The 11,370-nt window shown below is 68.7% G+C and carries 9 protein-coding genes; 3 read left to right on the top strand and 6 right to left on the bottom strand.

Annotation, left to right across the window (positions count from 1 at the left end; translation table 11 throughout):
* The 3 genes from ACFQ27_RS19675 to ACFQ27_RS19685 all read right to left on the bottom strand — a co-directional run.
* Positions 1-1,180: bifunctional 3-(3-hydroxy-phenyl)propionate/3-hydroxycinnamic acid hydroxylase (locus tag ACFQ27_RS19675; RefSeq protein WP_377354767.1), on the bottom strand; the 1,180-nt coding region annotated here is incomplete at its 3' end.
* Between the two features lie 2 nt (positions 1,181-1,182).
* Positions 1,183-2,040 carry a fumarylacetoacetate hydrolase family protein gene (locus ACFQ27_RS19680; protein ID WP_374347233.1) on the bottom strand — a complete coding sequence of 286 codons (858 nt, stop codon included), beginning with the start codon at positions 2,038-2,040 and terminating at the stop codon, positions 1,183-1,185.
* Positions 2,041-2,053: 13 nt separating this feature from the next.
* Positions 2,054-2,977 carry a VOC family protein gene (locus ACFQ27_RS19685; RefSeq protein WP_377354768.1) on the bottom strand — a complete coding sequence of 308 codons (924 nt, stop codon included), beginning with the start codon at positions 2,975-2,977 and terminating at the stop codon, positions 2,054-2,056.
* A 312-nt stretch (positions 2,978-3,289) separates the two neighbouring features.
* Here ACFQ27_RS19685 and ACFQ27_RS19690 point away from each other — a divergent pair, with 312 nt between their 5' ends.
* Positions 3,290-4,102, top strand: a complete 813-nt coding sequence (locus ACFQ27_RS19690; RefSeq protein ID WP_377354769.1) for an enoyl-CoA hydratase/isomerase family protein — start codon at positions 3,290-3,292, stop codon at positions 4,100-4,102.
* Positions 4,103-4,224: 122 nt separating this feature from the next.
* Positions 4,225-6,486 carry a hybrid sensor histidine kinase/response regulator gene (locus ACFQ27_RS19695; RefSeq protein WP_377354770.1) on the top strand — a complete coding sequence of 754 codons (2,262 nt, stop codon included), beginning with the start codon at positions 4,225-4,227 and terminating at the stop codon, positions 6,484-6,486.
* A gap of 19 nt (positions 6,487-6,505) precedes the next feature.
* Here the strand turns inward: ACFQ27_RS19695 and ACFQ27_RS19700 are convergent, their stop codons facing one another.
* A complete protein-coding gene (locus tag ACFQ27_RS19700) occupies positions 6,506-7,909 on the bottom strand; it encodes a calcium-binding protein (protein ID WP_377354771.1) in 1,404 nt (467 codons plus the stop codon).
* A 133-nt stretch (positions 7,910-8,042) separates the two neighbouring features.
* Positions 8,043-8,921, bottom strand: a complete 879-nt coding sequence (locus ACFQ27_RS19705; protein WP_377354772.1) for an oxygenase MpaB family protein — start codon at positions 8,919-8,921, stop codon at positions 8,043-8,045.
* 136 nt (positions 8,922-9,057) lie between these two features.
* Between ACFQ27_RS19705 and ACFQ27_RS19710 the strand changes: the two genes are divergently transcribed.
* Positions 9,058-9,444 carry a hypothetical protein gene (locus tag ACFQ27_RS19710; protein WP_377354773.1) on the top strand — a complete coding sequence of 129 codons (387 nt, stop codon included), beginning with the start codon at positions 9,058-9,060 and terminating at the stop codon, positions 9,442-9,444.
* Positions 9,445-9,585: 141 nt separating this feature from the next.
* Here the strand turns inward: ACFQ27_RS19710 and ACFQ27_RS19715 are convergent, their stop codons facing one another.
* A complete protein-coding gene (locus ACFQ27_RS19715; protein WP_377354774.1) occupies positions 9,586-11,106 on the bottom strand; it encodes a spinster family MFS transporter in 1,521 nt (506 codons plus the stop codon).
* Positions 11,107-11,370: the final 264 nt, after the last annotated feature.

An 11,370-nucleotide genomic window follows, 5' to 3' on the forward strand; every position in this document is an offset into this window, starting at 1 on the left:
CGGGCGCGCCGGACATCAGCAGTCCGCCCTGCAGGGGCGGCGCGCCGGCCGGCGGCAGGGGCGGGGCGCCGGAGGCCATCTGGGCCAGCATCTGAGCGTCGCGAGCCTCGGCGGCTTCCGGATCCAGGGTGCAGACCACCCGGCCCATGCCAATGGCCAGGCCGATGAAGCCGCGGACGTGCGGGTCGCGCTCCTGCTGGTAGGTGTCGAGCAGGCGGTCGTCGGCGCCGGCCTTGAGCACCGCGCCCAGCTTCCAGGCGAGGTTGGCCGCATCGCGCAGGCCGGCGCACATGCCCTGTCCCGCGAAGGGCGGGGTCTGGTGGGCGGAATCCCCGGCCAGGATCACCCGTCCCTTGCGCCACTGATGGGCGACCAGGCCGTGGAAGCGATAGACGGCGCGACGCTCCACCTCGATATCGCCCGCGTCCCACTTGGACATCAGGGCCTCGATGAAGCCGTCCTCAACCACCTGCTCGGCGGTCTCGCCGGGCAGCAGCATGAACTCCCAGCGGTGACGGCCAGGGCCCATCAGCACGCAGGTGGTCGGCCGGGCCGGATCGCAGACCTGGAGATTGACCTTGGGCAGGTTGGCCTTGGGGCCGACCTTCACGTCGATGACCAGCCAGGGTTCGTCGAACTGCAGGTCGTCGAGGGTCAGCCCCAACTGCTCGCGCACGGTGGAGCGCCCGCCGTCACACCCGACCAGATAGCGGGCGCGAACGGTCTGCGGGCCATCAGGGCCGACCAGCTTGGCGGTGACCCCCTCGGCGTCCTGGACAAAGCTCTCCAGCTTGCAGCCCAGCCGGGCTTGTCCGCCCAGGGCCGCGAAGCGGTCGCGTAGCGCAACCTCCGCCGCCGGCTGGTGGAACATGTAGCCAGACGCCCAGCCCGAGGGCGAGGTCGGGCTCATGCCGAAACTCATCAGCAGCTCGCCAGCGGCGTTGCGGAAGTCGTAGCGGTCGGTCTGCTGGGTGTGGGGCAGGACGGCTTCGGCGACGCCCGCGGCCTGGAAGATGCGCATCACCTCGCTGTCGAAGTGGGCGGCGCGGGGCAGGGGATAGACCTCGGTGTCCTTGTCGATGGCGATGGCGGACAGGCCTTCCTGTTCCAGGAGGACGCCCAGCATGGCGCCCACCGGACCCATGCCGGCGATCAGGACGTCGCAGTCGAAGCCGCTCATGGTCAGGCCTCCGGCGCGCAGGGGTTGTCGAGGGCGCCCAGGCCGTCGATCTCGACGCGGACGCGGTCGCCAGCCTTCAGGAACTGCATTGGCTTCATGGCCGCGCCGATCCCGCCGGGGGTGCCGGTGAAGATCAGGTCGCCAGGCTCAAGCGTCATGGCCTGGGACAGGTGCTCGATCTGGTCCCAGATGTTGAAGACCAGGTGGCGGGTGTTGGAGTCCTGGCGGACCTCGCCATTGACCAGGCAGCGGATGCCAAGGGCGTGCGGGTCCGGCACCTCGTCGGCGGTGGTGATCCAGGGGCCGAAGGGGGCGTGGGTGTCGAAGGACTTGCCGACCACCCATTGCGGCGTGCGGTGCTGCCAGGCGCGCTCGGTGGCGTCGTTGCCGCAGGCGTAGCCAAAGATCGCCTTGGGCGCATCGGCCTTGGAGATGTGGCGCCCGCCCTGGCCGATGATTGCGACCAGCTCGGCCTCGTAGTCCAGGGTCTGGGAGACCTTGGGCACGTCGATGGGGTCATAGGGGCCGTTGGCGGCGGTCGGCGCCTTGGAGAACCAGACCTGGTGCTCGGGCGTGCCCAGATTGCTCTCGGCGATGTGGTCGGCGTAGTTCAGCCCGATGGCCATGATCTTGCCCGGGCGGCGGATCGGGGCCTTGAGGCGCACCGAGGCCAGGGGCAGGGCGTCGTGGGCCGCGGCGGCGATGGCGCGGACCTGTGGCTCCACCTGCGGCCAGGCGGCGATCAGGCCGGTCATGTCGGCGGGCAGGCCCGGCGCGGCGCGGTTGAGCGGGATCACGCGGTCGGCGTCGACGACGCCCAGTTCAGCGCCGGCGCCGGCGTCGAAGGTGACGAGTTTCATGGATGTGTCCTGATCAGCCGAGGGTGGGCGGCGGGGGCGGGCCCCATTGGACGCCGAGCAGGTCGGCGAGGGTGGCGGTGTTGGGCGCGTCGTCGGCGGTGAACAGGTCGCCGTCGGTCCAGTGTTCCAGGGTGTGGCCCCAGGGATCGCGCCAGTAGTCGAAGACCTGGCTGCCCAGGATGTGACGTCCGACGCCCCACTCGGCGTGGCGGCCGGCGTCCTTCAGCGTCTGGTGGCCCAGCATCAGGTCGTCGAGGTCGGCGACCTCGAAGGCGGCGTGATTGAAGCCCGGGCCGCTGGGCGCCTGGAGCAGGAACAGGGTGTGGTGGTCGCTGGGCGTCGCGCCGCGGTCGCAGCGCAGGAAGGCGCCGATCGGCATGCCCGGCATGAACTCGATCTCGTCGGAGGTGATGAAGCCGAAGCGGGCCTTGTACCAGGCCTCAGACGCGCGGAAGTCGGCGACGTTCAGCACGCAGTGGCCGAAGCGGATGATGTGCGACGGCCCGGCGGCGACGCGCTTGGCCTGGCGGGTGCGGGTGCGCCCGGTGATCTCGCCGTTCCAGGCGGTGCGGGCGGGCAGGGGCAGGGGATCGACGGGCGTCTGGCCGGCCACCACCTCGATCCGATGACCGTTGGGATCGGTCAGCACCACGACGGAGCCGCCGCCGGGCGCGTCGAAGGGCTGGACCGGCAGGCCCTCGGCCTTGGCCAGGGCTTCAAGGTCCGAAAGGCACGCGGCGCGCAGGCCGAGGGCGGCGAAGCCCGGCTCGCCCTGTTCGGTGATGTGCAGGACCGGCGAGGTCCCGGCGCCGCGCATGAACAGCCGCCCCGCCTCGATCTTGGCGAGGACCAGGCCGAACTCCTCCAGGAAGGTCTGCATCTGGGCCAGGTCGGGCGCCCGAAAGCGCACGAAGGCCACGTCCTCGATTCTGATCATCCCCGCGTTTCCTCAATATGACTATTTAGTCATTTTATGGCGCGGATCAGGGTGGGACGCAAGCCCTCCCTCCGCTCATCCCGGCGAACGCCGGGATCCAGATGACGCCATCGGCAGGTGAGAGAGGCCCGTTGCGGTCTATCCGAGATCTTCAGCGCCTTATGATCTGGATCCCGGCATTCGCCGGGATGAGCGGACGTGGGTGACGGTCCAGTCACCGATCAACAATCCGCACGCCTTGACGCGACGTCGTGGTTTCGCCCGGAGCCTTTTGGGTTCAGGCTTTCCCGCAAAACATACAGGGAGGCCGCCATGACCATCGCGCCCAGCGAATTCACCTGCACGCTCTATGCGGTCGCCGATCACATCGCGACCATCACCCTGAACCGGCCGGAGCGGCGCAACGCGCTCAATCCGCGCGCCTATGCCGAGATCGAGTGGGCGTTCAAGGCGGCGAGCGCCGACCCGGACGTCCGCTGCGTGGTGGTGACCGGCGCCGATCCCGCCTTCTGCTCGGGCGAGGACGTCAAGGAGATGATGACCGGTGAGGGGGGCGGCCAGCAGGCCCGCGTCGCCCAGGCGCCCGTCCGCTACCAGCCGACGCCGGCGGCCATGGCGGCCCTGGAGTGCGAGAAGCCGGTGATCGCGGCGGTCAACGGCTCGGCGGTTGGCTGGGGCATGGAACTGGCGCTCTACGCCGATATCCGCATCGCCTCGGAGAAGGCCAAGTTCGCCGAGCTGTTCATCAAGCGCGGCCTGATTTGTGACGTGGGCGGCCTGTTGCGGCTGCCGGCCATCGTTGGTCCGGCCAAGGCGGCGGAACTGTTGTTCACCGGCGACGTCATCGAGGCGGACGAGGCCCTGCGCATCGGCCTGGTCACCGAGGTCTGCGCCCATGAGGCCCTGATGGACCGGGCCATGATCCTGGCCCGCCGCATCGCCGCCAATTCGCCGCTCGCCCTGCGCTACATGAAGCAGGGCCTGGCCAAGACCTCCTACGGCGACCCGCGCGAGGTCGGCGGCTGGGCCATCGAGATCATCTACCGCCTGTTCCAGACCGAGGATCACCGCGAGGGGGTCCGGAGCTTCCTGGAGAAGCGCGAGCCGGTGTTCGTGGGGCGCTAGGCGCGGATCGGCACGCACAATCTGGGCAGGCTGCGGCGGACTGTCGCGGCTTTGGTAGACAAAGCTTCACGGTGCTGCGTGGTTTGCTGGGAGCCCCAGCTTCCAAGCGGTCCGAGTGAGTCGTGCTGAACACGTTTGACGCCAACCAGCGCATCCTCGAATGGCGGGTGAATGGGCTTAAGGTGCGTCTGGCTCAGGGCCTGCTGGTCGGCGTCATGGCCTTCCTGGTTACGCGCACGCCGGTCGCCCTGATCTGGATCGCGGTGTCATCTTTGGTGATGGTGCTGGACGCGCGGCTGTCGGCGGCGCTGCTGGCCAAGCCGGAGCATCGCGGCCTGGCGACCCGAACGACGGCGGTGCGCAGCCTGTCCGGGTCGCTCTACGCCATGGCCGGTCTGTTGTTCCTGCTACATCCCGGCAGTCTCGGCCTTGGCGCGGCGCTGCTTGTCGGCTGTTGCCTGGCCCTGAACAACGCCGTGATGACCCGGGGCGTGCGCGGGTTCACCGCCAGCCTCACCCTGCCCAGCGCCCTGTCCTTGCTCGCGACCGCGCCTCTCGCCCGGTCCCTGGGCCATGCGTTGAGCCTGGCCGACGTAGCCTTCCTGATCTTTGGCGCCACGACCTACCTGGTCTTCCTGGCCAAACTCGCCTCGCTGCTGGCGGACGAGAGCCAGACCTTGCACAACGCCCTGGGCGACCTGCAGCGCGAGCACGACGCCGCCCGCGGCGCCCAGCGCCAGGCGCTGGCCGAACGGGCGCGCTGGAGCAGCCTGTTCGACAACAGCCCGGTCCCGCAGATCTGCTGCGACGCCTCACGGCTCTATGCGAGGCTCTCCCAAGGCGAGGCCGATGTCATCAACGCCCTACTGGCGGACCGGCTGCAGGCCGACCAGCAGGGCCTGGCGGGCGTGTGGATCATCAATGCCAATGACGCGGCCCTGGACCTGTTCGGCGTCAAGGATTTCCGCCGCGGGATCACCGCCGAGGTATTTGACACGAGCCTGCTGACCGGCCTGGCGCTCAGCCTGCGGGACGCAACGCCGGACGGCGTGCTGCCGCCGTTCCCGACCACCCTTCGCAGAGCCGACGGCGCTCTGGCCGAGGTGATGGCCCACGTCCGCTTCATTGAGGATGAGGCTGAGCCCTGGTCGATGTGCGTGATCACCCTGGTGGACATCACCGCCTTCCAGGCTGTGGTGCGCGACCAGGCCGAGGCCATGCTGGCCGCCCAGGCCGCCAGCGTGGCCAAGTCCGAGTTCCTGGCCATCATGAGCCATGAGATCCGCACGCCGATGAACGGGGTGCTGGGCATGGCTCAGGCCATGTCGCGCGAGCCCCTGTCGGCCAGCCAGCGCGACAAGCTGGACGTGATCCGCCAGTCCGGCGAGGCCCTGCTGGCCATCCTCAACGACGTGCTGGACATCTCCAAGATCGAGAGCGGGCGGCTTGAGCTCGAGGCGACGCCCTTTAACATTGAGGCGGTGGCGCAAGGGGCGCACGCCACCTTCACGGGCCTGGCCAACGCCAAGGGCCTGTCCTTCAGCCTGACGGTCGCGCCCGAGGCCCTGGGCGCCTATGTCGGCGACAGCGCCCGGGTGCGCCAGGTGCTCTACAACCTGATCTCCAACGCGGTGAAGTTCACCGCCGCCGACCATGTCCGGGTGGAGATCGAGGCCCTGTCGCCGGGTTTCCGCATCCGGGTGACCGACACCGGGGTGGGCGTGCCCGCCGACCGACTGGACAAGCTGTTCGCCAAGTTCGTCCAGGCCGACAGCTCCACGACCCGGCAGTTCGGCGGCACGGGCCTGGGCCTGGCCATCTGCCGCGAGTTGGCCGACGCCATGGGCGGCTCCATCGCCGTGAGCAGCGTGGAGGGCGAGGGGAGCTGCTTCACCGTCGATCTGCCCCTGCCGCGCGCCGCGGGCGCTGCGCCCGAGGTCGAGGCTCCGGCCGAGACCGGCCAGGATCTGGGCCTGGAGTTCCGCATCCTGGCGGCCGAGGACAACACCATCAACCAGCTGGTGCTGAAGACCCTGCTGGCCCAGTTCGGCCTGACGCCCCAGGTGGTCGACAACGGCCATCAGGCTGTGCAGGCCTGGGAGAAGGAGAGCTGGGACCTGATCCTGATGGACGTGCAGATGCCGGTCCTCGACGGCCCCGGCGCCGCCCGCGCCATCCGCGCCCGCGAGGCCGAGACCGGCCGGGCGCGCACCCCGATCATTGCGCTCACCGCCAACGCCATGACCCACCAGGTCGACAGCTACCTGGCCGCCGGCATGGACGGCTTCGTCGCCAAGCCCATCGAGGTCCGCGACCTGGTCGAAGCGATCAACCAGGCCATGGCCGGCCGCGCGGACGACGAGGTCCGCGCAGGGGCGGCGTAGGGCGAGGTCAGACGCCTCATCAGAAAAGGTTCGAGTAGTCGATCTGACTGAGTGAACTTCCGACGAGAACCACGGTGTCCTGCGGCAGCCCCATGTAGGGCTGCTTATGGTAGAGGTAGACGTCGGCTCCTACCTGAATGGCGACGTAGTGGATTACAACACTGGCCGCAAAAAGGCCGATGGCTGTGCTGTTCGCCGACGCTTCGTCCGCCGCTGTCATCTCTAAATAGTTGGACGCCGAGGCTTCGATTGGGGTCGACAGGAAGTCGATGGTCTCGTTGGATTCCCAGCCCACGATCCGATCAACCTTGGGAGCGGGATTGGTCGGGTCTTGCGAGAGGATGAAGTAGTCCTGGCCGGTCCCGCCGATCATCACGTCACCGCCGTCATTCGACCATAAGGTGTCGTTCCCGGCGCCGCCGTCCATCGTGTAGCCGATCCAATCGCCGTGGCCGGCCCCGCCGATGAGCACGTCATTGCCCTCGCCCCCCTCGATGCGTCCGCTGGAGCCCCAGAACTCGATCACGTCATCGCCAGAGCCGCCGGCGATGGTGCCGTTGGAGAAGCGCGTGAACACGAAGTCGTTCCCTTCCCCGCAATCGACGAAGCCGCCGTTGGCGTCACCGGAGCCGTAGACGGTGTCAGTTCCCGACCCGGCGAAGACGTGGAGGTTAGATCCGCTGTTGTCGCTCAGGTCCACGTAGTCATCGCCGTCGCCGCCGTCGATGTAGTCCGCGCCGCCCTTACCCTGGAGCTTGTCTGCGCCGGCGCCTCCGCCCAGGTAGTTGTCGCCAGTGTCACCTGAGAGCGTGTCGTTCCCCGCGCTGCCGTACACGCCCTCAACTGAGACCAGAGTGTCCGTCCCGTGCCCCGTCGCGACGCCCGCGGCCAGGTCCACCACAACCCCCGTCGCATCGCCGTCGTCATAGCTGACGGTGTCGTCGCCGTCGCCGCCGGAGAGGGTGTCATTGCCCGCCCCGCCGGCCAGGAAGTCGTCGCCTGCTGCGCCGAAGATCGTGTCATTGCCGGCGCCGCCGAACAGCATGTTGTTGGCGCTTGAGCCGGTCAGGGTGTCGGCGTAGCTCGTGCCGTAGAGGTTCTCGATGTTCAGCAGGGTGTCGGTCCCGCCGCCGCCGGTGTTCTGGGCGGTGGTAAGGGAGAGGTCGACCTTCACCGCAGCGTTGGCGCTCTCGTAGCCCGCCCAGTCCGAGCCCGCGCCGCCGTCGAGGCGGTCATTGCCCGCGTCGCCCATCAGGTAGTCGTCGCCGTCGCCGCCGAGGGCGGTGTCATTGCCCACGCCGCCGGTCAGGACGTCGTCGCCGCCGTTGCCGGTCAGCTTATCGTCGCCGCCATTGCCATAGAGCGTGTCCGCGTCGGTCCCGCCCGTCAGGGTGTCCTTGCCTGCGCCGCCGTTGAGAAACATATGCCCCCTCCATCCGCGCCACACGCGCGGGTTGGCGCACAACCTATGGATGGGGGTGCGGGCGCCAACCGGCCTCAACCGAGGGCGGGAAGTTTAACCTTAAGGCGTCGTCTCGCGCGGGAGTTGCGACAACTCAACTGGCGGACAGGCCGGCCACCCGGCGGCGGGCGCGGGTTTCGGCGCTGTTGTCGAAGGCCCAGCGGAGAACTGTTCCCATGCCCTGGACGCCGATCCAGATGCCTGGCCGCTGGCTGAGCGGGGTGGCGAAGCCGTGCATCCGGGCGGCCCAGTCGGGCAGCAGGTGGCGTGCGGCCTTGAACATCAGCTCGGCGAACGGGGCGATGGCCGGGTTGGGGATCGGCTGGGTCAGCAGGGCTTGGGCGACCTCGCGGGTGCGGGCGTCGTAACGCAGCTGGGGCCGGATGGCGCGGAGGTAGTCGGCGACCTCGCGGCGGGACTTCGGGACCTGGGTCGCACCCAGCATCTCGGCCACCCGGGCGGTCTCGGCGTAGTAACGGTCCTGCTCGGATCCAGGGAAGTTCGGGTCGCGATAGCGCAAATAGGCGGCCAGGAAGCTGGAGACCTCGGCCACATGGACGAAGGTCAACAGGTCGGGATTGTCGGCGGCGTAGGGGGTTCCCTCCGGCAGGGTCCCGGTCACCTGGCCGTGGATCATCTTCACGCGGTCGATGACGCCGTGCGCCTGTTCGGTGGAGCCGTAGGTGGTCAGGGCGATGAACTGGGCGGTGCGGCGCAGGCGGCCCTGCATGTCCTGGCGAAAGTTGGAGTGGTCCCAGACCCCGGCCAACGGGCCGGGATGCAGCATCTGCAGCAGGAGCGCGGTGACCCCGCCGATCATCATGCTGGTGAAGTCGCCATGCACCTTCCAGCAGGCGGAGTCGGGGCCGAACAGACCGGCGTCGCCCGTATCGAGCGGGCTCGCGCCGTTGGACGGCGGAGCGCCCATCAAGTGGCGGACCTGGTTCTGGATCGCGTCCCGGACGGGCGACATCTTGGCTCCGGCGTCGTGTTGTCCCTGAAGGTGATCCTTGCGCGGGCGGGATTCAACCGGGCGCGCCGTCACATCACCGCCCCAGTGCGGATGCTATGCCCGGCCAAGGCCATCTCGGCCCGATGGAGCTAGGCGATTGAAGACCCCGATGTGCGCGGCCCTTGCGGCCCTGGTTCTTGCCGGATGCGGCCAGGCGCAACCCAAGGCGCAGGACAAGTATGCGGGGCTGGAGCAGCAGATCCTCGACTGGCGCACGGGCCTGCGGGCGTCTGATCCGGCCTGTTCGGCCAAGGCTGACGCCTGCACGGCCTTCGAGGTGGGCTGCAAGGGGGAGCGCCCGATCACCTCGGCCGAGGCGGCCAAGGGCATGACCGCCAAGGTGGTGGTGGCCATGAGCTGGACGGCGCTGGATCCGAAGTCGGGCGTCGCCAGCCCGGTGGCGGGCGTGAAGCAGTTCGAGAAGATCGGCGGCGCCTGGACCAGCCACGCCGTGGCCCCGGTGAACCTGAGCACCTGCGGGTGAGGGTTGGCGCTTCGAGTTTGAAGCAATTGACCGCTTCCCTCGCCCCCTTTGGGGGAGAGGGTAGGGTGAGGGGGATCTGCTGAGGGTCGGCCCCTCACCCCGACCCTCTCCCCGCATGCGGGGAGAGGGAGCTAGGCGGCCTTACGCTTCGCCGCGGGCGGCGCGGGCCTTGGCCAGGGCCTGGACCAGGCCGAACGAGCCCAGCAGGTAGTGGAAGGCGGCCCACAGGTAGAAGCATATCGAGACCACGACGCCCTCACGGGTGGCGTGGACGAGCGCGGTCTTGCACTGGCTGACCAGGGCGGCCGGGGCGCCGTCGGGGGCGACGCCGCCGGGGCACATTTCGGCGAACCGGGCGCCGCCCTTGGTCCCGCCCTGCAGCATTTCACTGAGGGAGCCGAGGATCGCCCCGCCGCCGTTGTGGGTGAAGTTGAACTGGGCGAACTGGTCGATCAGCCAGCCGGTGAAGGGCGGGCCGCCGCCAAGGGCGATCAGGTTCAGGAAGAAGAACAACAGCGCCGTCGCCGTGGCCCGGCGGCGGGTCTCCACCATGTTCTGCACAACGCCGAAGGTCGGGCCGAGATAGGTGTAGTGGAAGATGCCCGGCACCAAGAGGATCATGGCCGCGGTCTGCCAGGACGGCTGCAGATAGGCCGCCACATAGATGGGCGTGGCGATGGCCAGGCCGATGGCGGGGGTCAGGGCGTACCAGCGCTCGCTGCGCTTGGACATCTTGTCGGTGATCAGCCCGCCGAGGATCGTGCCGATGCCTGAGGAGAAGCCGCCGACCAGGCCGGTGATCAGGCCGACCTCGGCGTAGTTCAGGCCGAAGGTGCGGGTGAAGTAGGGCGGGACGAACTGGCCCGAGCCGTAGGAGCCGAAGGAGGCGATGGTCACGCCCAGCACCATGTTGGCCACCGGCCACTTCATGAACAGGGTCTTGGCGACCGCGCCCAGCTCCTTGAACTCGTTGACGAGGGAGAAGGGCGGCGGGGTCGGGGCCAGGTCCTCCGGCGACACCGGATGATCCTCGGCGTCGGAATGGCCGCGCGGCGGCTCCTTGACGAAGACCTTGATGGCGATGGCGATCAGGATGCCGGGCAGGCCGACGATCATGAAGGCGACGCGCCAGGAGAAGTTCAGGGCCAGCCAGCCGCCGGCGATAGCGCCGAACATCGAGCCCAGTGGAATGCCGAACGAATAGATCGACAGGGCCGTGGCCCGCTTCTTCGGTTCGAAATAGTCGCTGATCAGGGAGTGGGCCGGCGGAGACAGGCCCGCCTCGCCGAAGCCGACCCCGAAGCGGTAGGCCGCCAGGGTGGCGAAGTTGGCGGCGGTGCCGCACAGGGCGGTGAAGGCCGACCAGATGACGATGGCGCCCGAGATGATGTTCACCCGGCTGAATCGCTCGGCCAGGCGCGCGATCGGGATGCCCAACAGGGTGTAGAGCAGGGCGAAGTACAGGCCGCCCAACAGACCCAGCTGGGTGTCGGAGATCTTCAGGTCATCCTTGATGGCCTGACCGATGGTCGAGATGATCGTCCGATCGATGAAGTTGAAGGTATAGGCCGTGACCAGCAGGCCAAGGACCAGGGTTTTGTAACTGTTCGAGAAAACCGGCTTTGCGCCGCCGGATCCGTTCGCCGCCCCATTCGCAGCCATGTACGCACGCCCCCCGTGGAACTCTTTTGATTGGGGGCGAACATAGGCGTCTGATGCGTCCGAGGGGAAGCCAAATGCGTTGAGGGTGGTTCCCTGGGCGCCGTCACGGTCTAGGGTTGCGTCCACGACAAGGAAGGACATTGCGATGGTTCGCCGCCGGCTCCTGCTGCTCTCCGCCACTCTGATGCTGCCCCTGGCGGCCTGCGACCAGCCTGCCGCGCCGCCGTCGCCGCCCACCGCACCCGCCGCGCCGCCCGCCCCGGC

It is taken from the genome of Phenylobacterium conjunctum, from assembly GCF_042679085.1.
Lineage (GTDB): Bacteria > Pseudomonadota > Alphaproteobacteria > Caulobacterales > Caulobacteraceae > Phenylobacterium > Phenylobacterium conjunctum.